At 71.7% G+C, this 23138-nt stretch carries 22 protein-coding genes; 18 read left to right on the top strand and 4 right to left on the bottom strand.

The genetic code is table 11. The features are described 5' to 3' along the window. Positions 1-117 precede the first annotated feature (117 nt). From JX575_RS19385 to JX575_RS19365, 5 genes are all read left to right on the top strand, one after another. On the top strand, positions 118-1401 hold the full coding sequence (locus JX575_RS19385; RefSeq protein ID WP_186339665.1) for an extracellular solute-binding protein: 1284 nt from the start codon (positions 118-120) through the stop codon (positions 1399-1401). A 98-nt stretch (positions 1402-1499) separates the two neighbouring features. Continuing rightward, positions 1500-2486, top strand: coding sequence for a sugar ABC transporter permease (locus tag JX575_RS19380; protein ID WP_186339664.1), 987 nt, complete (start codon positions 1500-1502; stop codon positions 2484-2486). Beyond that, complete coding sequence (locus tag JX575_RS19375) at positions 2483-3313, top strand: carbohydrate ABC transporter permease (protein WP_186339663.1); 831 nt, start codon at positions 2483-2485, stop codon at positions 3311-3313. The genes JX575_RS19380 and JX575_RS19375 overlap by 4 nt, the downstream gene beginning before the upstream one ends. Then, a complete protein-coding gene (locus tag JX575_RS19370; protein ID WP_186339662.1) occupies positions 3310-4752 on the top strand; it encodes a family 1 glycosylhydrolase in 1443 nt (480 codons plus the stop codon). Before JX575_RS19375 ends, JX575_RS19370 begins: the two co-directional genes overlap by 4 nt. Positions 4753-4757: 5 nt before the next feature. Beyond that, positions 4758-5774 carry a LacI family DNA-binding transcriptional regulator gene (locus tag JX575_RS19365; protein WP_241005265.1) on the top strand — a complete coding sequence of 339 codons (1017 nt, stop codon included), beginning with the start codon at positions 4758-4760 and terminating at the stop codon, positions 5772-5774. A gap of 100 nt (positions 5775-5874) precedes the next feature. Here the strand turns inward: JX575_RS19365 and JX575_RS19360 are convergent, their stop codons facing one another. Together JX575_RS19360 and JX575_RS19355 are read right to left on the bottom strand one after the other, a co-directional pair. Beyond that, the gene (locus JX575_RS19360; protein ID WP_186339660.1) at positions 5875-6681 is read right to left on the bottom strand and encodes a deoxyribonuclease IV; all 807 of its coding nucleotides are present in this window, start codon (positions 6679-6681) and stop codon (positions 5875-5877) included. After that, the gene (locus JX575_RS19355; protein ID WP_186339659.1) at positions 6678-7676 is read right to left on the bottom strand and encodes a serine/threonine-protein kinase; all 999 of its coding nucleotides are present in this window, start codon (positions 7674-7676) and stop codon (positions 6678-6680) included. The genes JX575_RS19360 and JX575_RS19355 overlap by 4 nt, the downstream gene beginning before the upstream one ends. Positions 7677-7884: 208 nt before the next feature. On the opposite strand from JX575_RS19355, the gene rpsF reads away from it, so the two are divergent. From rpsF to rplI, 4 genes are all read left to right on the top strand, one after another. Next, on the top strand, positions 7885-8175 hold the full coding sequence (gene rpsF, locus JX575_RS19350; protein WP_186339658.1) for a 30S ribosomal protein S6: 291 nt from the start codon (positions 7885-7887) through the stop codon (positions 8173-8175). Positions 8176-8299: 124 nt separating this feature from the next. Then, positions 8300-8920 carry a single-stranded DNA-binding protein gene (locus tag JX575_RS19345; RefSeq protein WP_186339657.1) on the top strand — a complete coding sequence of 207 codons (621 nt, stop codon included), beginning with the start codon at positions 8300-8302 and terminating at the stop codon, positions 8918-8920. A 94-nt stretch (positions 8921-9014) separates the two neighbouring features. Beyond that, complete coding sequence (rpsR, locus tag JX575_RS19340; protein WP_056603689.1) at positions 9015-9251, top strand: 30S ribosomal protein S18; 237 nt, start codon at positions 9015-9017, stop codon at positions 9249-9251. 14 nt (positions 9252-9265) lie between these two features. Then, complete coding sequence (gene rplI / locus JX575_RS19335) at positions 9266-9712, top strand: 50S ribosomal protein L9 (protein WP_186339656.1); 447 nt, start codon at positions 9266-9268, stop codon at positions 9710-9712. A 91-nt stretch (positions 9713-9803) separates the two neighbouring features. On the opposite strand, the gene JX575_RS19330 is transcribed toward rplI, so the two are convergent. Both JX575_RS19330 and JX575_RS19325 read right to left on the bottom strand, forming a co-directional pair. Then, on the bottom strand, positions 9804-10124 hold the full coding sequence (locus JX575_RS19330; protein ID WP_186339655.1) for a hypothetical protein: 321 nt from the start codon (positions 10122-10124) through the stop codon (positions 9804-9806). A 216-nt stretch (positions 10125-10340) separates the two neighbouring features. Next, complete coding sequence (locus JX575_RS19325; protein WP_241005463.1) at positions 10341-11642, bottom strand: MATE family efflux transporter; 1302 nt, start codon at positions 11640-11642, stop codon at positions 10341-10343. A 675-nt stretch (positions 11643-12317) separates the two neighbouring features. Here JX575_RS19325 and dnaB point away from each other — a divergent pair. From dnaB to JX575_RS19280, 9 genes are all read left to right on the top strand, one after another. Continuing rightward, on the top strand, positions 12318-13721 hold the full coding sequence (gene dnaB, locus JX575_RS19320; protein WP_241005264.1) for a replicative DNA helicase: 1404 nt from the start codon (positions 12318-12320) through the stop codon (positions 13719-13721). 514 nt (positions 13722-14235) lie between these two features. Next, a complete protein-coding gene (locus JX575_RS19315; RefSeq protein WP_186339652.1) occupies positions 14236-15213 on the top strand; it encodes a tripartite tricarboxylate transporter substrate binding protein in 978 nt (325 codons plus the stop codon). Between the two features lie 63 nt (positions 15214-15276). After that, a complete protein-coding gene (locus tag JX575_RS19310) occupies positions 15277-15813 on the top strand; it encodes a tripartite tricarboxylate transporter TctB family protein (protein WP_186339651.1) in 537 nt (178 codons plus the stop codon). Between the two features lie 3 nt (positions 15814-15816). Further along, the gene (locus JX575_RS19305; RefSeq protein ID WP_186339650.1) at positions 15817-17364 is read left to right on the top strand and encodes a tripartite tricarboxylate transporter permease; all 1548 of its coding nucleotides are present in this window, start codon (positions 15817-15819) and stop codon (positions 17362-17364) included. A gap of 5 nt (positions 17365-17369) precedes the next feature. Next, the gene (locus tag JX575_RS19300) at positions 17370-18020 is read left to right on the top strand and encodes a nitroreductase family protein (RefSeq protein ID WP_186339649.1); all 651 of its coding nucleotides are present in this window, start codon (positions 17370-17372) and stop codon (positions 18018-18020) included. Continuing rightward, positions 18011-19150 (top strand): acyl-CoA dehydrogenase family protein, encoded by a 1140-nt coding sequence (locus JX575_RS19295; protein ID WP_186339648.1) that lies wholly within the window; start codon positions 18011-18013, stop codon positions 19148-19150. The genes JX575_RS19300 and JX575_RS19295 overlap by 10 nt, the downstream gene beginning before the upstream one ends. Before the next feature lie 16 nt (positions 19151-19166). Next, a complete protein-coding gene (locus JX575_RS19290; protein ID WP_186339647.1) occupies positions 19167-20204 on the top strand; it encodes an acyl-CoA dehydrogenase family protein in 1038 nt (345 codons plus the stop codon). After that, complete coding sequence (locus JX575_RS19285) at positions 20204-20989, top strand: enoyl-CoA hydratase/isomerase family protein (RefSeq protein ID WP_186339646.1); 786 nt, start codon at positions 20204-20206, stop codon at positions 20987-20989. The genes JX575_RS19290 and JX575_RS19285 overlap by 1 nt, the downstream gene beginning before the upstream one ends. Then, on the top strand, positions 20970-23117 hold the full coding sequence (locus JX575_RS19280; RefSeq protein WP_186339645.1) for an acetate--CoA ligase: 2148 nt from the start codon (positions 20970-20972) through the stop codon (positions 23115-23117). The genes JX575_RS19285 and JX575_RS19280 overlap by 20 nt, the downstream gene beginning before the upstream one ends. The last annotated feature ends 21 nt before the right edge of the window (positions 23118-23138 follow it).

Genomic DNA, 23138 nt, shown 5'->3' with positions numbered 1-23138 from the left:
CGTTCTCAGCTGGTGCACGCGCAGCCCTTGACGCTGTGTGTGATGGCGGTCATAGTTTCACGGCAACAACGGTGGAACCGATTCCACCATCGGCTCGACCGCGAGGAGCACCAGACCATGCGCCACTCCACCACTCGACGAAAGGCCGCCGTCGGTGCCGCCCTGGCACTCGTGGCCGGCACCACGGCCGCCTGCGGAGGCGACTCCGACGCGAGCCAGGCCTCGCTCGGCAAGGACGACGTCCTCACCATCACGACGTTCAGCGACTTCGGCTACGACGCGCTCATCGAGCAGTGGAACGCCGACCCCGAGCGTCCCTTCTCGGTCAAGATGACCAAGATCGCCGACTGGGACCCGTGGAAGCAGACGATGACCCAGGCCCTGCAGGCCGGTGACGGCCTGACCGACGTCATCGCGATCGAGGGCGACGCGATGCCGCAGTTCCTCACCGATGGCGCCTCCGAGCAGTTCGCCGACCTCACCGACCCCTCGCTCGACGACCGCTGGGTGGAGTACGCGTACGAGAACGGCCAGACCGCCGACGGCAAGCAGGTCGCCTACCCGACCGACGCGGGACCCGAGGGTTTCTGCTACCGCGCCGACCTCTTCGAGAAGGCCGGGCTGCCGAGTGACCGCGAGGAGGTCAAGGCTGTCTTCGAGAGCTGGGACAGCTACTTCGCCGCCGGCGAGCAGCTCACCGAGGAGCTGCCCGGGACGAAGTGGTTCGACTCGAGCGGGGCGATCGCCCAGGCCATGCTCAACCAGACCGAGTTCCCCTTCCAGACCGAGGACAACGAGGTCGAGGTGAACAACCCCGAGCTGCAGAATGTCTGGGAGACCGTCACCAGCAAGGTCGACACCCTCTCCCCGCGCGTCGTGCAGTGGGACGAGGACTGGGAGGCCGGCTTCACGAACGACGGCTTCGCCACGATCCCCTGCCCCGGCTGGATGTTCTCCAACGTGAAGTCGGCCGCTCCGGACGTCGAGGGCTGGGACTTCGTCGACGCCTTCCCGGGCGGCGGCGGCAACTGGGGCGGGTCCTACCTCGCCGTGCCGATGCAGTCCGAGCACCAGGAGGAGGCCAAGGAGCTCGCCAACTGGCTGACCGACACCGAGCAGCAGCTCGCCGCCTTCGAGGCCGCCGGCAACTACCCGGCCAACATCGGGGCGCAGGAGTCCCTCGCCGCGGACAACATCACCGACCCCTACTTCAACGACGCCCCCACCGCGCAGATCCTCGCCAACCGGGCCGCCGCGGTGGAGCCCGGCCACCCCTACAAGGGTGACAAGTACTCCGACATCCTCGGCCTCTTCCTCACCGCGATCCAGCGCGTCGACGAAGGCACCTCGCCGGACAAGTCGTGGGCGACGTTCGAGCAGGCCGTCGAGAGCCTGTCCTGACCGATGTCCCCGTCCAGCACGGACGCCTCCGCCGGGGAGGTCCCGACGACCTCCCCGGCCCGGGGCACCGGCCCCCCACCCACGAGAGGAGCAGCCCGATGACGACCGTCGAGGCGCTCAGGGCCGGTGAGTCGGAGGAGCGGGCCCGTCCGCCGACGACGCCGCTGACGTGGCGCCAGAAGCTGTCCCGGTGGGACTTCCGGATCTCGCCGTACCTCTACTTCCTGCCGTTCTTCCTGGTGTTCCTGCTCGTCGGGGTCTACCCGATGGCCTACTCGGGGTATCTCTCCTTCTTCTCCTGGCCGCGCTACGGGGCCGACCACGGTGCCGGCGTCGGCTTCGCCAACTACGCCCACGTGCTCACGGACCCGGTGTTCCACAAGGCCTTCTGGAACACCATCGGCATCTTCCTGCTCTCCTCGGTGCCGCAGGTCGTCATCGCCACGGTCATCGCCGGGATGCTGGACACGCCGTTGCGGGGACGGACCTGGTGGCGGATGAGCGTCCTCCTGCCGTTCGTCGTCGCCCCGGCCGCGACCGCGCTGATCTTCGGCAGCCTCTTCGCCGACAAGTCCGGTCTGGTCAACGAGGTCATCCGCGCGGTCGGCCTCCCCGGCGTCAGCTGGCACTCCGACCGCTTCGCCAGCTGGACGGCCATCGCCACGATGGTCAACTACCGCTGGACCGGCTACAACACGCTCATCATCCTCGCCGCGATGCAGGCGGTCCCGCGCCAGATCTACGAGGCGGCGGCGATCGACGGCGCCAACCGCGTGCGGCAGTTCCTCCACGTCACGCTGCCGTCGATCCGCCCGACGATGTTCTTCGTCATCGTCACCGCGACCATCGGCGGGATGCAGATCTTCACCGAGCCCCGGCTCTTCGACACCAACCTGCAGTTCCAGGGCGGCGCGAACTACCAGTACCAGACGCTGACGATGTACGTGTTCAACACCTCCAACAGCGGCACCGACCCCTACCCGCGGGCCGCCGCGGCCACGTGGCTGATCGTGCTGCTCATCATCGGCATCGCGCTGCTCCAGTTCCTCCTCACCCGCCACCTGCAGAGGAGGGCCGAGCGATGAGCCGGCGTCCCGGGTTCCTCGTCTACGGCCTGCTCTCCGCCTTCGTGGCGGGCTCGGCCTTCCCCCTCTACTGGTCGTTCGTCATCGGCTCGGTGACCAAGGAGCGCGCGATCCAGAGCCCGCCGCCGCTCTACCCGGGCGGCCACTTCCTCGACAACGCGCGGCGCGTCTTCGACCAGATCGACTTCTGGTCGGCGCTGGGCAACTCGGTGATCATCTCGAGCGTCTCGGCGGCGTCGGTGGTGTTCTTCTCCACCCTGGCCGGCTACTCCCTCGCCAAGCTGCGGTTCCGGGGCGCCAACCTCGCCATGGGCTTCGTCGTCGCGACCTTGGCGGTGCCGACCCAGCTCGCGTTCGTGCCGCTGCTCAAGGAGTTCAGCAACCTGGGGCTCGCAGGGACCCGCACCGCCGTGGTCCTGCCCTTCCTGGTCACCGCGTTCGGCGTGTTCTTCATGCGCCAGTACCTCGTCGACGCGATCCCGGACGAGCTCATCGAGGCAGCGCGGATGGACGGCTGCACGCAGATGCGCACCTTCTGGACCGTCGCGGTGCCCGCGGCCCGACCGGCCATGGCCATCCTCGCCCTGTTCACGTTCATGCACACCTGGACCGAGTTCATGTGGCCGCTGCTGATCCTGCAGGGCTCCGACGTGCAGACCCTCCAGACCGCTCTCGACCAGCTCAAGATCGCGCCCGCGGGAGGCATCGCCGACATCGCGCTGCTCCAGGCCGGCACCCTGCTCGCGACGATCCCGCTGCTGCTTCTGTTCATCGCGACCGGCCGCCAGCTCGTGGCCGGCATCATGCAAGGAGCCGTCAAGGGATGACGACGATCCGACCGTTCCCCGCCGACTTCCTCTGGGGGGCCGCTGCGGCGGCCTACCAGATCGAGGGCGCCGTGGCCGCCGACGGGCGCACCCCGTCGATCTGGGACACCTTCACCCGGGTGCCCGGTGCGATCCTCCACGGCGACACCGGCGACGTGGCCTGCGAGCACTACGACCGGATGCCGCAGGACGTCGCGCTGATGAAGGCGCTCGACCTCGGGTCCTACCGCTTCTCCGTCGCCTGGCCGCGGGTGTGCCCCGACGGCGGCGCGGTCAACAGGGCCGGGCTGGACTTCTACAGCCGGCTCACCGACGAGCTGCTGGCGGCCGGGATCACGCCCTGGCTCACCCTCTACCACTGGGACCTCCCGCAGGCGCTGGAGGACGACGGCGGCTGGACCAACCGCGACACGGCGCACCGCTTCCTGGACTACGCGATGGCCGTGCACGACGTCCTGGGCGATCGCGTCGACAGCTGGACGACCCACAACGAGCCCTGGTGCTCCGCCTTCATGGGCTACACCAGCGGTGGCCACGCGCCCGGACGCCGTGAGGGAGTCGCCGGCGTCGTCGCCGCGCACCACCTGCTCGTCGGGCACGGCCTGTTCGTCGACGAGTTCCGCCGCCGCGGCGGAACCCCCGACAACGGCAAGGCTGTAGGCATCACCCTCAACCCGACGGTGGCCGATCCCTTCGACCCGACCCGTGACGACGACGTCGACGCGGCCCGGCGCCTCGACGGCTTCCACAACCGGGTCTTCCTCGACCCGCTGTTCCTCGGGAAGTACGCCGACGACCTGTCCCGTGACACCGCGGGGATGCTCTTCGGGGGCCGGCCCTGGGAGGACTTCGTCCAGGACGGCGACCTCGAGCTGATCAGTGCGCCGACCGACTTCCTCGGTGTGAACTACTACCACCCCGACCTCCCGGCGGCTCTGCCGTGCGACGTCGAGCCGGACGAGCTCCTCGGGAGCCGCATCCAGCACTCCCCGCGTCCCCGCGAGTCGCCGTACCCCGGTGGTGGCTTCGTGTTCCCGCGCACCGGCCGGCCGACGACCGACCGTGACTGGGAGATCGACCCGGACGCGCTGACGCGCCTCCTCGTCCGGCTCGCGGGGACCTACGACGCTCCGCCGATCTACATCACCGAGAACGGTGCGATGGCCGACGACGTGGTGGTCGACGGTGCCATCCACGACACCGGCCGGCAGCAGTTCATCGAGCAGCACCTGCACGCGGTGCTGGACGCGGTGGACGCGGGCGTCGACGTGCGCGGCTACTTCGTGTGGTCGTTGATGGACAACTTCGAGTGGAGCTACGGCTTCGCCCACCGCTTCGGCATCGTCCACGTCGACTACGCCACCCAGGTGCGCACGCCGAAGGACAGCGCCCGGTGGTTCTCGGAGGTGGCCGTGGCGAACGGCCTGCCAGTAGCGTGACCCACGTGGTGGGGAAGGCGCACGCGTCCACGCTGGACGATGTGGCCAGGCTGGCGGGGGTCAGCAAGGCGACGGCGTCGCGTGCGATCAACGGCAGGTCCAAGGTGAGCGCGAAGGCGCAGGCCGCGGTCCTCGACGCCGTCCGGGAGCTCGGCTACACGCCGAACGGTGCCGCCCGCTCCCTCGTCATGCAGCGGACCGGCTCCGTCGCGGTGATCCTGCCCGAGTCGGACGAGCGCATCTTCTCCGACCCGTTCTTCGCGCGGATGCTGCACGCCGTGGCGCGCTCGCTGCGCGAGCACGACCTGCAGCTCGTGCTCCTGCTCGCCCAGCCGGGCGACGAGGCGCGGATGCTCCTCTACCTGCGCGGGCGCTACGTCGACGGCGCCATCGTCGCGTCCCACCACCGCGACGACCGTCTCGCCGAGCACCTCTCCGACCTCGGGCTCCCGTGCGTGTTCATCGGCACCCCGTGGGTCGGCGCCGACCGGGTCTCCGTCGTCGACAGCGACAACGCCGGTGCCGCCGCCCAGGCCGCACGGGTCCTGGTCGAGAGCGGTCGGCGCAGGATCGCCGCGATCGCCGGACCGCACGACATGCGCGCCGGCCACGACCGGCTCATGGGCTGGCGCCAGGAGCTGGACGCCGCGGGCCTGGACAGCAGCCGGGTCGCCTACGGCGACTTCACCGAGCACAGCGGGACCAAGGCCTGCGCCGAGCTCCTCGACATCGACGGCGACATCGACGGCATCTTCGCTGCCTCCGACCTGATGGCACTCGGCGCGATGCGCGAGCTCGAGGCCCGCGGCATCCGGGTCCCGGACGACGTCGCGATCGTCGGCTACGACGACCTCGGCGTCGCCGAACGCACCCAGCCGCCCCTGACCACGCTGCGCAACCCGATCGACCAGATGGTCACCGAGGCGGTCCGGCTCCTCACGGAGGCCATCGGCCAGGGTGGACGTGGCGCCCCGCGTCGCGTCGTCTTCGTGCCCGAGCTGGTGCGTCGGGACACCGTCTGAGCGTCGCGCCGGCAGGTCGGCGGCTTCACCACCGGGCGGTGCCTCACGGTGGGCGGCGGGCACACCACCTGGTCCCGCCCTCGCTCCGCCGTGTCGTCGGTCAGAGGTGCTCGCGGAGCCAGGCGAAGTCGGCCAGGTGCTCGCTCGCGCCGCCCGGCGTCTCGCAGATGACCGGGGCGCCCGCCTCCCGCACGACACCGGCGAACTCGTCGGGCGGGAGGTGGCCCGCGCCGAAGTTGGCGTGCCGGTCGGCGCCCGAGCCGAACGCGTCGCGCGAGTCGTTGGCGTGCACGAGGTCGATGCGGCCGGTGATGGCACGGACCCGCTCGACGGCGTCGCCCAGGTCGATCCCACCGGCCCACGCGTGGCAGGTGTCGAGGCAGAACCCGACCTGCTCCGCGCCCTCGGCCGCCGAGATCGCGTCCCACACGCCGGCGATGCGGTCGAGGTGGCGCGCCATGGCGTTGTCGCCGCCTGCCGTGTTCTCGATGAGGAGCGGGATCTTGAGGTCGGTGGCCTCGATCGCCTTGCGCCAGTTGTCGAAGCCGACCGCCGGGTCGTCGCTCTTGTTGACGTGGCCGCCGTGGACGATCAGCCCCTTCGCCCCGATCTCGGCCGCGGCGTCCATGTGCTGCTGGAGCAGCTTGCGGCTCGGGATCCGGATCCGGTTGTTGGTCGTGGCGACGTTGACGATGTAGGGGGCGTGGACGTAGAGGTCGACGCCGGCGTCCTCGGCCGCCGCGCGCAGCGCCGCCGGCCCGCCCTCGAACCGCACCTCGGGGCCCTGGTAGCCCTGGGGGTCGCCGAGGAAGAACTGCACGAGGCCGGTGCCGCGCGCGACGGCCTCGGCGACGGGGTCGGTCTGCTCGACGTGGGCGCCGATGGGGAGGGTGCTGGCGGTGCTCATGCGGCCCAGCCTAGGAGGACGTACAGACACCCGGCGACCACGCCGACCAGGGAGGCGACCGCCAGCCAGGCGAGCCAGTCCGCGCCGTCGGTGGGCACGGAGGGCGTACGCCGCGGGCGGGGAGCCGGCCCGAGCCGGTCGGGCACCGGCGGGCACTCGGGAGGCGGCACCGGGAGCCGCCGCAGCAGCCGCAGCGCCGCGTCGGCGGTGGCGATGCGCCGGGCGGGATCGGCGACCAGGAGCCGCTCGAGCAGCGGGCGGAGCGGGTGCGAGGGGATCGCAGGTTGGCCCGACGGCGGCAGCCCGGTGAGCAGCTCGAGGGCGACCCGCCCGACGGCGTAGAGGTCCTGCGCGGGGTCGGGCGGAGCGCCGCGCGCCTGCTCGGGCGCCATGTAGCCCTCGGTGCCGACGCCGCCGGGCACCGTGGTGAAGCGCCGGTCGGCCACGGGGGCCGCGACCCCGAAGTCGGCGAGCCGCAGGTGGGGCGGCCCGGTGCCGGTGGCCTCGAGGAGCAGGTTGGCCGGCTTGACGTCACGGTGCACCAGTCCCGCGGCGTGGACGGCACCGAGCCCCCTCAGCAGCTGCTCGACCAGCAGCGCCACCGTCCCCGCGTCGAGCGGGCCGTGCTCGCGCAGCAGCTGGGCCACCGAGCCGCCCGCCACCAGCTCCATCGCGAGCACGACGAGGTCGTCCTCCGCCGCCCAGCCGTGCGGTGCGACGACGTGCGGGTGCCGGACCCGCACCGCCTGCTCGCGCACGAAGCGCGCCAGCAGCGCGGAGCCGTGGCGCCCCAGCACCTTGAGCGCCACGTCGTGCCCGGTGCGCAGGTCACGCGCGCGCCACACCGAGCCCATCCCGCCGGCGCCGACCTGGTCGAGCAGCTGGTAGCGGCCCGCCACCACCGCGGGGGTGCGCGATCGGGTGCGGGAGGGGATGCGGGAGCGCGTCGGGACGGGCGTCATCGAGGAGGGGGTCGACGAGGGGGTCGCGGCCACCCGCCGACGCTAGCCCGGAGCGACGGCGCGTGGACCGTCCTCCACAGGCCGGTGCGACGATTCCAGCCGCCGGGGCGGTCGCTGATAATCTGCTCCGGTTGCCTTCGGGTGACCGTGCCGTGCGACCGATGTCGCCAGCCACGAACGCACAGTCCTCCTGCCACGGAGAGCCCGTGGCCGCTCTAGCCCAGAGGAGGTGGAGACCGCTATGCGTGCCTATGAAGTGATGGTCATCCTCGACCCGAGTCTCGACGAGCGCACCATCGAGCCGTCGCTCGACAAGTACCTCAACGTGATCCGCAAGGACGGTGGCTCGATCGAGTCGCTCGACGTGTGGGGTCGTCGCCGGATGGCGTACGAGATCAAGAAGAACGCCGAGGGCATCTACGCCGTCATCACGCTGACGGCCGAGCCCGCGACGGTCAAGGAGTTCGACCGCCAGCTCACGCTGAACGAGTCGATCCTGCGCACGAAGGTCATGCGTCCCGACGCCCACTGATCGCCCCGACGGGCGTCTGTGGATAGACCCTTCCCGCTGTCGGTGAGTGCCTGTTTGATGGGCGCAGCACCGGGAGCACCCGGATCAACCGGCACAGCAGCAGGACTTTCTGAGGAGACCTGACATGGCAGGCGAGACCACCATCACCGTGATCGGCAACCTCGTCGACGACCCGGAGCTGCGGTTCACCCCCTCGGGGGCCCCCGTGGCCAACTTCCGGATCGCGTCGACGCCGCGCACCTTCGACCGCCAGACCAACGAGTGGAAGGACGGCGACACGCTGTTCCTCTCCTGCGCGGTCTGGCGCCAGGCCGCGGAGAACGTCGCCGAGTCCCTCCAGCGGGGCATGCGTGTGATCGTCCAGGGTCGCCTCAAGTCCCGTCAGTACGAGACCCGCGAGGGTGAGAAGCGCACCGTCTTCGAGATCGACGTCGAGGAGGTCGGTCCGTCACTGCGCAGTGCATCGGCCAAGGTCACCAAGACGACGCGACAGGGCGGCGGTGGCGGCTACTCCGGCGGCGGCGGTGGCGGCGGCGGCTACTCGGGTGGTGGCGGGCAGCAGTCCGCGCCGGCCGACGACCCGTGGTCCACCCCGGCGCCCGCCCAGGGCGGCGGCGGTTGGGGCGGCCAGCCCCAGGGCGGGCAGCCCCAGGGTGGCCAGCCCCAGGGTGGTCAGTCCGCTCCGCCCAAGGACCCGTGGGCCACGCCCGGGGTCAGCGGCGGCAACGACGAGCCCCCGTTCTGAACCGGTTCCTGATCCGGACCACCTGCACCACGTTCACATTCCATTCCGTCCCTGATTGCCTTCAGGGCCGGGCTCACTGAAAGGGAGCACCACAATGGCCAAGGCAATTCTGCGCAAGCCCAAGAAGAAGGTCTGCCAGTTCTGCAAGGAGAAGGCGACCGGTGTCGACTACAAGGACACCACGCTGCTCCGCAAGTTCATCTCCGACCGCGGCAAGATCCGCGCCCGCCGCGTGACCGGCAACTGCGTCCAGCACCAGCGCGACGTGGCCATCGCCGTCAAGAACGCGCGCGAGCTCGCCCTGCTGCCCTACACGTCCACCGGTCGCTGAGAGGAGCACGGATCATGAAGCTCATCCTGACCCAGGAGGTCGACGGACTCGGCGCTCCCGGCGACGTGGTCGAGGTCAAGGACGGCTACGGCCGCAACTACCTCGTGCCCCGTGGTCTCGGCATCCGCTGGACCCGCGGTGGTGAGAAGACCATCGAGTCGATCAAGGCCGCCCGCACCGCCCGCGCGGTGCGCGACGAGGACCACGCCAAGGACGTCAAGGCCAAGCTCGAGGCCAACGCGGTCAACGTGAAGGTCCGCTCCGGTGAGGGTGGCCGCCTGTTCGGCGCCGTCACCACCACCGAGATCGCCGACGCGATCACGGCCGTCTCGGGCGAGAAGGTCGACCGCCGCACCATCGTGGTGGCCAACCCGATCAAGTCGCTCGGCGCCCACGAGGTGTCGGTCAAGCTGCACGACGAGGTGTCCGCCGCGGTGGCCCTCAACGTCGTTCCCGCCTGACCCGGCGCACGACACGACCACGGCCCGCCGCCCCTTCGGGGGTGGCGGGCCGTGGTGCGTCCGCGACCCGGGCGACGCGGGGCGCGGTGGGTCACTGCGTGGGGTGGTCGCAACGCGTGGGGCGTCCGCTCGTGCCTGCGTGGTAGGCGTAGGTCCGGGAGCCGACGCGCAGCGTGATGCGTGAGCCCTCGACCACCGCCTGCGTGTAGGCCATCTCGGGCTCGGCGCAGCCGCGACTGCCGTCTCGCCACGTCACGCCCTCGACCGCGACCACCTCGACCGTGTCGGGGTCGACGCCGAGGGAGGCGGCGAGGTCGGCGACCGCGTGCGTGACGGCCGCCCCGGCCGGCAGGGAGGACGAGGGGGAGGACGAGGGGGAGGACGAAGGGCTGGCCGAGGGGGCCGGGTCCACGGCTGTCTGCTCGGGATCGGGCGATCCGCCCGGCGTCCCGCACGCGGTGAGGACCCAGGCCGCCGCGAGCAGGGTGAGGCGTCGGGGCGCGGTTGTCATGGCGGTGTGACGGGCGACCCGCTGGGAGTGTTCCGCGTGACCCCAGACGTCACCGGGGGAAGGTGGAGGCGGTCTCGGAGGCCCGGGGCGGAGGTCGTCCGCCGGGGTCGCCGGCCCTCAGCGGGCGGCGGCGCCGGTGACGAGCCAGTGGTCGCCGCGGGCCCGCCAGCCGAGCAGCAGCCCGCGCGCGCCCATGAACACGACCGTCATCGCCACCCAGACGGCGACCAGGCCGTGGGGGAGGGTGGCCGCCCACAGCGCCGCGGGGGCGTACGCCGCCAGCACCACCAGGCCGGCCCACGCGAGGTAGGCGCCGTCGCCGGCCCCGATCAGGACGCCGTCGAGGACGAAGACCACGCCCGCGACCGGCTGGCCGAGCGCCGCCACGAGCAGCACGGGCACCAGCAGGTCGCGCACCGCCGGGTCGGGGGTGAAGAGGACGCCGACGAACGGGGCGAGCGCCGCGAGCGCCAGCCCGGCGACGACGCCGCTGCCCCAGCCCCACCGCACCATGCGCCGGGTGAGGCGGCGGGTGCTCTCGACGTCGCCGCTGCCGAGTGCCCGGCCGGTGAGGGCCTGGGCCGCGATCGCGATGGCGTCGAGGCCGAAGGCGAGGAAGGTCCACAGCGTGATGGCGATCTGGTGGGTGGCGACGTTGACGTCGCCCGCCCCGGTGCCCACCCGCGTGACCGCGTAGGTGCCGACGAGCAGGCACGCCCGCAGCGCCAGGGTGCGGACGACCAGCGCGACGGCGGCGTGCGCGGCCGCGAGGATGCCGGCGCGGTCGGGGGCCAGGGGCGCCTCGTGCTCGCGGGCGGCGCGGACGACGACGACCAGGAACCACGCCGCGCTGAGCACCTGCGCGAGCACCGAGCCGATCGCCGACCCGGCGATGCCGAGGTCGAGGCCGTAGACGAGGACGAGGTTGAGGACGATGTTGAGCCCGTTGCCGACGACGGCGACGAGCAGGGGCGTACGCGTGTCCTGCAGGCCGCGGAGCACCCCGGTCGCGGCCAGCATCACCAGCAGCGGCGTGGTGCCGAGGAAGGCGATGCGCAGGTAGGTCTCGGCGTGCCCGGCCACCTCGGCGCCGGTGTCGAAGGCGCCCACGAGGGCCGGGGTGAGCGCGACGCCCCCGACGGTGGCGAGCACCCCGATCAGCACCGCGAGCCAGATCCCGTCGACCCCCTGGGCGAGGGCGGCACGGAGGTCGCCGGCCCCGAGGTGGCGCGCGACGCTCGCGGTCGTGCCGTAGGCGAGGAAGACGCACAGCCCGACGACCGTCTGCAGGACCACCGCCGCGACGCCGAGCCCGGCGAGCTCGGGGGTGCCGAGGTGTCCCACGATCGCGGCGTCGGAGAGCAGGAACATCGGCTCGGCCACGAGCGCGAGGAAGGCGGGGACAGCGAGTCGCAGGATCTCCCGGTCGGTCCTGCGGGCGGTCTCCCGGGCGGTCTCCGGGGCCGTCTCCGGTGCCGCGCCGGGATCCGACCCGGGGGTGGGGTGGGTGGTCGACCCCGGGGCTGGGTCCGGGGCTGACTCCGGGGGGCGGGCCGTCACGGACCCAGCCTAGGAACCTCCCGGCGCGGTGGCGGGGCGGGGACCCGGGCACCTCGCGGTCGCGTCGTCCATAGTCCATTGGGACTACCTGTGCATGGCCGTGTGGATGACGGCCGGAGGCGGTCGTCGGGGTAGGGGGACGACCGGGCCGGCGGGCATCTTCCAGATGGCGGACAGATGAACGGTCCCGACGGCAACATATTTTCCCTCCACAGGGTGTGGGGCCCATCGGTGCAGGTCAGCGCGCTGAGCGGGGCTGATTCTCCACCTGTCTCCACAGCCTGTTCCACTGGCCGCCCGCGTGCTCACGCGTGTCGTCCACGGCGTTGCTCAGCTTGTCCACATGCCCTGTGGATAACTCGGCGTCGTCGGCTTCCCCCGGGACGCCGTGAGGACGTACGGTCCTGCGCGGGCCAGTGAGGAGACGACTGGTGGACCCGGGGGCGAGCGCGCCCTCGGCGACGAGGTCGTCGATGTCGGAGGTCGTCCCTACCGTCATGGTCGGCGGACCCGAGCGAGATGGAGGGAGCACCGGTGAGCGTCACCTTCGAGGGGGACACGGACGAGGCCTGGGGCGACGGCCCGGCGGCCTACGAGCCGGGCGCCTCGCCCCGCTCGCCGGGCAACCGGACGCCCCCGCAGGACAACGCCGCCGAGCAGAGCGTCCTCGGCTCGATGCTGCTGTCCAAGGACGCCATCGCCGACGTCGTCGACGTGATCAAGGGCGTCGACTACTACCGCCCCGCCCACGAGGTGATCCACGACGCGATCATCGACCTCTACGGCCGCGGCGAGCCGGCCGACCCGATCACCGTGGCGGCCGAGCTGGTCAAGCGCGGCGAGCTGCAGCGCATCGGCGGCGCCCCCTACCTCCACACCTTGTCGGCCAACGTGCCGATCGCGGCCAACGCCGGCTACTACGCCGAGATCGTGCGCGACAAGGCGATCCTGCGCCGCCTGGTCGAGGCCGGCACCCGCATCGCCGCCCTGGGCTACGCCGGCGAGGGGGAGATCGACGACGTCGTGGACCACGCGCAGGCCGAGGTCTACAAGGTCACCGACCGCCGGGCGAGCGTCGACTACGCCCCGCTGAGCGACATCATGAGCGGCGTCCTCGACGAGATCGAGGCCATCGGCAACCGCGAGGCCGGCCTCTACGGCGTGCCCACCGGCTTCGCCGACCTCGACGACCTGACCAACGGCCTGCACTCCGGCCAGATGATCATCGTCGCGGCCCGCCCGGCCATGGGCAAGTCGACCCTGGCCCTCGACTTCTGCCGTGCCGCGTCGATCCACAACAACCTGACCAGCTGCTTCTTCAGCCTCGAGATGACGCGCTCGGAGATCATGATGCGCCTGCTCTCAGCGGAGGCGAAGGTGCCGCTCAACCACATCCGCAACGGCACGATGCGCGACGACGACTGGGAGAAGCTCGCCCGCAAGATGGGCCAGGTCTCCGGTGCGCCGATGTTCATCGACGACAGCCCCAACATGACGATGATGGAGATCCGGGCCAAGGCGCGTCGGCTCAAGCAGCGCCACGACCTCAAGCTGATCGTGATCGACTACATGCAGCTGATGAGCTCGGGCAAGAAGGTCGAGTCGCGCCAGCTCGAGGTCTCGGAGTTCTCCCGCAACATCAAGCTCCTCGCCAAGGAGCTCGAGCTGCCGATCATCGCGCTGTCCCAGCTCAACCGTGGCCCCGAGCAGCGTGGTGACAAGCGCCCGATGATGAGCGACCTGCGTGAGTCGGGCTCGCTGGAGCAGGACGCCGACATGGTCATCCTGCTCCACCGCGACGACGTCTACGAGAAGGAGTCGACCCGCCCCGGCGAGGCCGACCTCATCGTGGCCAAGCACCGCAACGGCCCCACCCGCGACCTCACCGTCGCGTTCCAGGGCCACTACTCCCGCTTCGTGGACATGGCCCAGGGCTGATGCAGGCGCCGACGATGGTGTCACCGGGCGCGGACGGTCACCATCGACCGGCCCCGTCCCATGCGCGCGTCCCACGTCACGGAGGTTCCTCCGCGGTCGGCGTAGCGGCCGCGAACGCCCACGTCGGGTCGCCGCCCGCTCTCCGTCGCGTCATCGGGAGCGCGGCCGTGTCGCGCTCTGGGGCGCCCGTGCCCATGCACGCCGGCCACCGCGCGTAGTCCCTGCCGCCCGTCTCGACGGGTGTCTCGACCCGGATTGCGTGGAATCCCCCACGTCCGCGCTCTGAGTCCCCGTCGCGACCTGTGACCGGCCCCGTCCGCGGATCCGGAGGCCGGGCCCGATCCCATGTCCCTGCGGCCGCGACGGGAGGGTGGCTCGACGGGTCGTCGGGCGGGCGGAATCTCGCCCGAAAGAAAAGATGGCAATGAATGCATAGATGGCATAGTGTGACGTCCGTCGCTCGCGCCGCTCCAGACGATCGGCCCGCGCCGCTCACAGCCCCAGGGAGGCACCCATGAACCGCGTCAGGATCACTTCGCTCGCTCTCGCACCGTCACTCGCCCTCGCCCTCGCTGCCTGCGGAGGCACGGGGGGCGACGACGCGTCCGCCGACTTCCCCAGCAAGGAGATCACCTGGGTCGTCCCGTACGACGCGGGCGGCAACACCGACTCGATCACGCGCACCGTGGCGGAGGCGATGTCCAAGGAGCTGGGCGAGGACATCGTGGTCGAGAACCGTCCCGGCGGATCGGGCGCCATCGGCATGCAGCACGTCCAGAACGCCGACCCCGACGGGCACACCATCGGGCTCTACACGACCGGGACGATGGTCGTCACCCCGCTGGTCAGCGACCTCGGCTACAGCGAGGAGGACTTCGACAACGTCGGCCTCATGCTCACCCAGCCCGTCGTCTTCCTGGCCATGCCCGACTCGGACTACTCCTCGATCGACGACCTCGTCGCCGCCGCGAAGGACGCGCCCGGCGACATCTCGATCGGCGTTCCGGGAGCGACCACGCCGCAGGGCTACGAGCTCGCCCGCATGGCCGAGGACTACGGCGTCGAGTTCACGCCGGTCCCGTTCGACTCCAACGCCGAGGTCGTGGCCGCGCTGCGCGGCGACAACGTCGACGCCATCGCGCTCAACGCCTCGCAGGACGTGGTGACCCAGATCGAGGCCGGCGACCTGACGCCGCTGGCGGTCGGTGAGCCCGAGCGGGTCACCTGGCTGCCCGACGTGCCGACGCTGAAGGAGTCCGGCTTCGAGGACCTCACGGTCTCGGGCACCCTGATCGGCCTCACCGCGCCCGCCGGGCTCGACGAGGACGTCCTGGCGGCTCTCGAGGATGCCCTCGAGGTCGCGCTGGAGGACGAGGCCGTCCAGGAGTTCCTCGGTGCGGACAACGTCCCGGACGAGTTCGTCGGGTCCGAGGCCGTGACCGAGCAGCTGGGCGAGCGCCGCGCGATCTACGAAGCGCTGATCGACAACTGAGCACAGAGCCCGGCTGGGTGAGGGCGGACCTCACCCAGCCGTGCCCCTGGGAGGGAGCAGGTGATGGTCCAGTCCGACGATGCGCCCGGCGACACCGCCGCGGCGGCGCCCGGGGCGGACGCGGGCGCTCGCTCGCCCCGCTCGTGGCGGCGGGAGCAGGCACACCGCCTGGCTCCGCTCCTGCTGACGGTCCTGGGCGGGCTCTGGGTCTGGCAGGCCTCGACGCTCGCCTTCGGTGAGGTCACCCGACCCGGTCCGGGGATGTGGCCGATGATCAACGCGGTCATCTTCACCGCCATCTGCGCGGCGCTGGTCCTGGTGGACCGGCGAGCCGACTACGAGAAGTGGTCGAAGCGCAGCCTGCAGGTGCTGGCCATGCTCGGGAGCCTGGTCGTCTACGTGGTCCTCTTCCAGGTGCTCGGCTTCCTGCTCGCCTCCACCCTGATGCTCGCGGTCTGGCTGCGGGTCTTCGGCCGGGAGTCGTGGCGGTGGACGCTCACGCTCTCGGTCGGCGGAGCCGTCGTGTTCTGGATCATCTTCGACCGGCTCCTCGGGGTGCCCTTCCCCGCCGGTGTGTTGCTCGAACGGATCGGTGGCTGAGTCATGAGCGGTCTTCTCGACGGCTTCGCGCAGATGATGGACCCGCAGACGCTCCTCTTCGTCTTCGTCGGTGTCACGATCGGCACCCTGGTGGGCGTCCTGCCGGGGCTCGGGCCCACGGCCACGATCGCGCTGCTCCTCCCGCTGACCTACACGATGGAGCCCACGCAGGCGATCGTGATGCTCGCGGGGATCTACTACGGCTCGATGTACGGCGGGACCATCACGTCGGTCCTGCTCAGGCTCCCCGGCGAGGCGGCCTCGGTCGTGACCACGTTCGACGGGTATGCCATGACGCGTGCCGGCCGGGCCGGCCCCGCTCTCGGGATCGCCGCGATCGGGTCGTTCATCGGCGGGACCATCGCCGTGGTGGGGCTCACCCTGCTGGCACAGCCCATGGCCGAGCTGGCCGTGAAGTTCGGGCCGCCGGAGTACGTCGCCCTCACGGTCGTCGGCATCACGCTGGTCACCTACCTGGGCAGCTCCTCGACGTGGAAGGCCCTCGCCATGGCGGCGCTCGGCCTCCTGCTGGCCACCGTCGGCTCGGACTCCATCACAGGCAGCTCCCGTTTCACGTTCGGTGAGGTCTCGCTCCTCAGCGGACTGGACTTCGTGGCCATCGCCATGGGCCTGTTCGGCGTCAGCGAGATCCTCTACTCCCTGGAGCAGACCGAGACCGCGCAGACCGTGAAGGCGAAGGTCAAGGGCGTGTGGCCCAAGCGCCAGGACCTCCGCGACTCCAGCGGGGCCATCGCTCGCGGCTCCGTCCTGGGCTTCTTCATCGGCATCCTGCCCGGCGGCGGCGGAGTCATCTCCTCGATGGCGTCGTACGCCCTGGAGAAGCGCCGGGCCAAGGACCCGAGCAGGTTCGGCCGCGGGGCCATCGAGGGCGTCGCCGGACCGGAGACCGCGAACAACGCGTCGTCCACGTCGGCGTTCATCCCCCTGCTGACCCTCGGCCTGCCGCCGAACGTCGTCCTGGCGCTGATCTACGGCGCGCTGCTGATCCAGGGGGTCACGCCGAGTCCCCGCCTGATCGAGGAGCACCCCGACGTATTCTGGGCCGTCATCGCGTCGATGTACGTCGGCAACCTGATGCTGCTCCTGCTGAACATCCCCCTCGTCGGGGTGTTCATCCGCGTGCTCCAGGTGCGGCCCGGGATCCTTGCGGCGTTCACCCTGCTGGTGACGATGGCCGGCGTCTACTCGGTCAACAACGAGGTCTTCGACATGTGGGTCGTCATCGGCTTCGGCGTGCTCGGCTGGCTGATGAAGAAGACCGGCTTCGAACCGGGTCCGCTCGTGCTCGCCTTCGTGCTCGGCCCGATCATGGAGCAGGCCTTCCGCCAGTCGCTGCTGATGTCCGGGGGCGACCTGGGCATCTTCGTCAGCCGGCCGCTCTCCGGCGGCATCCTCGTGACGCTCGTCGTGGCCATGGTCGTCATGGGCGTCCTGCGCACCCGTCTCCTGCGGCGCGCCGAGGAAGACGTCGAGGAGATCCTCGCGAACGAGAACGAGGTGTCGTCCGTGACGCCCACGAAGGAGGGGTGACGGGCATGGCCACCGTGCCTTCCTTCGATCCGGCCGCGATCACCGTGGCCGACGAGCTGCTGACCACCACGCGCGCGGTCCGCAAGCGGCTGGACCTCGAGCACGACGTCGACGACGCCCTTCTCCGCGAAGCGCTGGCCGCTGCCCGCCAGGCCCCCAGCGGGGGTGCGGAGGAGCCGCTGCGCTGGCTCGTGGTGAAGGACCCCGGCACCCGGGCGGCGGTGGGCGAGCTCTACCAGGCGGCGTACGCCGAGCTCGATCGCGCCCGGCCGGCCCCGTCGGGGGAGGCGGCCGGTCAGCTGACCAAGGTCCGGCAGAGCTCGGCCCACCTGGCCCAGGTGATGGGGAAGGTGCCCCGGATCATCGTCGTCTGCTCGACCGCGCCCGCGCCGCAGGCGGCCGTCGGCGCCGAGGCGGCGAAGTTCTACGGCTCGGTGTACCCAGCGGTCTGGTCGTTCCAGCTCGCCGCCCGCGCCCGCGGTCTGGGCACCTGCCTGACCACGATCGGTCTGCGGAGGTCCGGCGAGCTCGCCGGGGTCCTCGGGCTGCCCGACGACTGGACCCTGTGCGCGCTGCTGCCCGTCGCGCGCATCACCGGCACCACCCTGGGGGCGGCCCCCCGGCGCAACGGCGAGGAGGTCGTTCGATGGATCTGAGGTACACCGACCAGGAGGATGCCTTCCGCGCGGAGGTGCGCGGCTGGCTCGCCGAGAACGTCCCCCGGACGCCCCTGCCCTCGGGTGACACCGAGGAGGGATTCGCCGCCCACGTGGGCTGGGAGCGGACGCTCTTCCAGGCGGGGTGGTCGGCCGTGTCGTGGCCGCGGGAGTACGGCGGACGCGACGCCTCGCTGTGGGAGTGGCTGATCTTCGAGGAGGAGTACGCCCGTGCCGACGCGCCGGCGCGCGTCACCCAGAACGGCATCTTCCTGCTCGCCCCGACCGTCTTCGAGTTCGGCACCCCCGAGCAGCAGCGGCGCATCCTGCCGCGGATGGCCGCGGCGGAGGACCTCTGGGCGCAGGGCTGGTCCGAGCCGGGCGCGGGCAGCGACCTGGCCTCCGTGCGGAGCCGGGCGGTCCGCGACGACGACGCCCAGGGCTGGCGGGTGAGCGGCCAGAAGACCTGGAGCACCCGCGGCGGCTTCTGCACGCACCTCTTCGGGTTGTTCCGCACGGACCCCGAGTCCGCCCGCCACCGCGGGCTGACCTACCTGCTGGTGCCGCTGGACGCGCCCGGTGTGACGGTCCGCCCCTTCCCGCGCCTGGACGGCGACCCCGGCTTCGCGGACGTCTTCTTCGACGACGTCCTCGTACCCGACCGCGACGTGCTGGGCGGCGTCGGGGAGGGGTGGCGCGTCGCGATGTCGACCACCGGCTCCGAGCGCGGCCTCACCCTGAGGTCGCCGGGACGGTTCCGGCGCACGGTCGCCCGGCTCCTCGAGCTGGCCGAGCAGCACCCCGAGCGGGTCTCCGGAAGCCTGCACGACCGCCTCGTCGAGGCGTGGATGGACGCCGAGGCCTACCAGCTGTTCACCCTCAGGCAGGTCACCCAGATCACGGAGGGCCACCAGGTGGGGGCCGAGTCGAGCCTGAACAAGGTCTTCTGGTCGGAGATGGACGTCCGGCTCCACGAGATCGCGATGGAGCTCCTCGGGGCCGAGGCGCAGGTCGACTCGGTGTGGCCGCGGGGCTTCCAGTTCGCGCTCGGCGGAACGATCTACGCGGGGACCAACGAGATCCAGCGCAACATCATCAGCGAACGCATCTTGAAGCTGCCACGGAAGTAGGAGCGGTGGGAAACACATGAGATTCGATCTGACCGAGGAGCACCGGGCGCTGGCCGAGGTGACCGCGTCCCTCCTCGCCGAGCTCTGCCCGCCCGAGCTGCTGGCGCGTGCGTGGGAGTCGGACCCGGGCGGATCCCCGGAGCCGGAGGTCGAGCGGCTCTGGGACGCCCTCGCCGAGCTCGGTGTCCACCGGCTCCTGCTCGACGAGGCGTCGGACGGGCTCGGCCTGGACGAGGTGGCGCTCGCCGTCGTGTGCGAGGAGCTGGGCCACAGCGCCGTTCCGCTCCCGGTCGCCGAGACCATCTGCGCCATGCCCGTCCTCGCCGCGGCCGGTCGCGACGACCTGGTCGATCCCGCACGCGACCGCGCGCCGCTCGTGGCGTGGTGGCCGGAGCCCGCCGCGCTCGCCGCGTGGGGTCACCAGGCCACCGTCGGGCTGGTCGGGGAGGACGGCGAGAGCCCCGCGCTCCGGCTGCTCGACCCGCCCGCGGCCCGCGTGGTCGACGTGCCGCTCGACAGGTGTCGGCCGCTCGCCCGGCTCGGAGACGATCCGACCGGCGGACAGCCGTTGGAGCTCGCCGCGTCCGACATCGCCGCCCTCCGCCTCCGCCTCCAGCTGGCCGCGGCGGCACAGCTGGTCGGCCTGGCGCGCCGGATGCTGGCGATGACCCTGGACTACGTCCGCGGTCGCGAGCAGTTCGGCGTCCCCGTCGGCAGCTTCCAGGCCATCAAGCACGCTCTCGCCGACGTCCACCTCCGCGTCGAGTTCGCGCGTCCCGCCGTGTGGCGGGCGGCGTGGTCGATGTCGAGCGGGGACTCGGCGGCCGAGTCGCACGTCTCGATGGCCGTGCTGGCCTCGGTGCGGGCGGCCAAGGAGGCGGCGCGGGTCACCATCCAGGCGCACGGCGCCATGGGCTACTCCGCGGAGTATCCGCTGCACATGTTCGCCAAACGCGTGTGGGCGCTGGAGGCCTCGGTGGCGCCCGCCGACCACCGCCGGATGCTCGGCCGAGCACTCGGCGTACCCACCACCACGAGAAGGGCAAGCGCCTGATGACTTCCGATGCGACCGTGCTGCACGAGCGGCTCGGGCAGGTCTCCATGATCACCATCAACCGCCCGGAACGGCGCAACGCGCTCGATCCCGCCACCCACCTGGAGCTGCGACGCGCGCTCCAGGAGGCGGACCTGGACCCGGCGACCAGGGTGATCGTGCTCACCGGCGCGGGCCAGGGCTTCTGCGCCGGGGGCGACGTCAAGGAGATGGCGGGCAAGGACAGCTACGGCTCCAAGGACCGGGTGCTGTCGGTGGGGCGGGACCTCATCGACATCCTGCTCCGGCTCGAGAAGCCGATCGTCGCGATGGTGAACGGCGCCGCCGTGGGACTCGGGGCGACGATCGCGCTGATGTGCGACATCGTCTACATGGCCGACGACGCGCGGATCGGCGACCGCCACGTCAACGTCGGGCTGGTCGCCGGCGACGGTGGCGCGGTCGTGTGGCCGCTGCTGATCGGTCCGGGCCGGGCCAAGGAGCACCTGCTCACCGGCCGCCTCATCGACGGGCGTGAGGCCGCGGCCATGGGCCTGGTCTCGCGCGCGGTCCCCGCCGCGGAGCTCCGTGCCGAGGTGCTCGCGCTCGCCGAGGAGCTCGCGGCCCAGCCCCCGTACGCCCTGCGCGCGACGAAGGCCTCCATCAACAAGGCCATCCAGGCCACGGCCAACCAGGTGCTGGACCTGTCCTTGGCCTACGAGCACCTCTCGATGCGCACGGCGGACCACCAGGAGGCGCTGAGCGCCCGTGCGGAAGGGCGTCCTGGTGTCTACACCGGTCAGTGAGGCACGCGAGGAGCTGGTGCCGCGCCTGTTCGACCCGCGCAGCATCGCGGTCGTCGGCGCGTCGTCGGACCCGGTGAAGGCGGCGGGGCGGACGCTGCGCTACCTCCAGCGGTACGGCTTCGCCGGACCGATCTACCCGATCAACCCCGCCCGCACGGAGGTGCAGGGCCTGCCGTGCTACCCCAGCCTCGAGGCCCTGCCGGAGGTCCCCGACCTGGCGGTGATCGTGCTCCCCAGCACGGCCGTCGTCGAGGCCGTCGAGAGGTGCGCCGTCGCCGGGGTAGCGGTGGCGGTGGTGTTCGCGTCCGGGTTCAGCGAGACCGGCGAGGAGGGCCGCCTGCTCGAGGAGCAGCTGGCTCGGGTCACCCGCGAGCACCCGATCCGGGTCGTCGGACCCAACTGCAACGGCGTCATCGGCGTGGCGTCGGGTGCGACGACCACCTTCATGTCCGGCATCGACGACCCCGACCTCACCCTGCGCGACGACGGGGTCGCCTTCGTCTCGCAGAGCGGTGCGATGGGTGCCTTCATCCTCACCGAGGCGCAGTACTCGGCCCTCGGTGTCGGGCGGTTCGTCAGCACCGGCAACGAGGTCGACGTGAGCCTGGCCGAGGTCGTCGGCGCCCTGGCGGAGGACCCCGCGACGCGCGTGGTCCTCGGCTACGTCGAGGGCGTCCGGGAGCCGGGACGGTTCCGCGACGCGCTGGCCACGGCGCAGCGCCGTGGCGTGCCGGTGTGCCTGATGAAGGTCGGCCGCTCCGCCGCAGGCGCGGAGGCGGCCGCCTCCCACACCGGCGCCCTCGCCGGTGAGGACGTCGTCTTCGACGGTCTCCTCACCCAGCACGGGGTCATCCGCGCGCACAGCGTCGACGAGCTGCTCGACCTCGGGAGGGTCTTCGCCTTCACCCCGCGCCCCGCGGGGCGGCGGCTGTCGATCCTGACCCTGTCGGGCGGAGCGGGAGTGCTGATGACCGACGCCGCCGCGGACCACGGACTGGAGGTCGCGCCCTGGACCGGCAGCTGGGCGCAGGACATGCGGGAGGTCCTCCCGGCGTTCGCCAGCGTGCGGAACCCGATCGACCTCACCGGGGCCCTGGTCAGCGACACCGAGCTGCTGCGCCCGGCGCTGGAGCTGGCGGTCGAGCACCCGGACACCGACGTCGTGATGGTGATGCTCGGCAACATGCAGAACCAGGAGGCGGACGCCTGCCGGCTGATCGCCGAGGTGGCCGCCACGACCCACAAGCCGGTCGTGACCGTCTGGGTCGGTGGCACCGGGAGTGCGGTACGCCGCCTCGCCGAGGCCGGGCTCCCCGCGTTCACCGACCCGGTCCGTGCCGTTCGCGCCGTGGCCCGGCTGGTGGACCACTTCTGCGAGCCGGCCACCTCGTCGACCCCGGTCGGTGGCGACGGGGACGGCGGGTCCGCGCACGCCGCCCCGGCGCCCAGCTCGGGCACGACCTCCTCGGCCCTCGACGAGGTCGCGGCCAAGGAGCTGGTCCGGCGGCACGGCGTGCAGACCGTCGCCGAGCGGGCGGTGCACACCTCGGCCGAGGCGGCCGAGGCGGCGGAGGCGCTCGGCTTCCCGGTCGTCGTCAAGCTGCTCTCCACCGAGGTCCCGCACAAGTCCGACCACGGACTGGTCGCGGTCGGCCTGCGCGACAGTGGGTCGGTGGCGACGACCGCCGAGGAGATCCTCGCCCGGGCCGGTGCCATGGGGGTGGCGGACCGGCGGCTGGTCGTCCAGGAGATGGTGGCGGGTGAGACTGAGCTGATCCTCGGAATGCGCCGGGACGCTATCTTTGGCCCCGTGGTGGTCCTCGGCGTCGGCGGCGTCCTCACCGAGCTGGCATCGGACGTCCAGGTCCGTCTCCCACCGCTCGAGGAGCGTGACGCGATCTCGATGATGGACGGCCTGCAGTACAGCGAGCTGCTCAAGGGCCCCCGCGGCCGGGTGCCGGTCGACCGCGACGCGCTCACCAGGACGATCCTGGCCTTCGGCGAGTTCGTCCTCCAGGAGGGCGACGCACTGGAGACCGCCGAGCTCAACCCACTGGTCGTCGACAGCGACGGGATCCCGGTCGCGGTGGATGCGCTGGTGGTGAGGGCGACCACCGACGTCCCGTGACGCCGCGCTGCGCCGGCCACC

This window comes from Nocardioides sp. zg-1228, assembly GCF_017086465.1.
Classification (GTDB): domain Bacteria; phylum Actinomycetota; class Actinomycetes; order Propionibacteriales; family Nocardioidaceae; genus Nocardioides.
The sequence above is the reverse complement of the archived record's forward strand: the minus strand, read 5'-3'. Positions and strand labels throughout refer to the sequence as shown.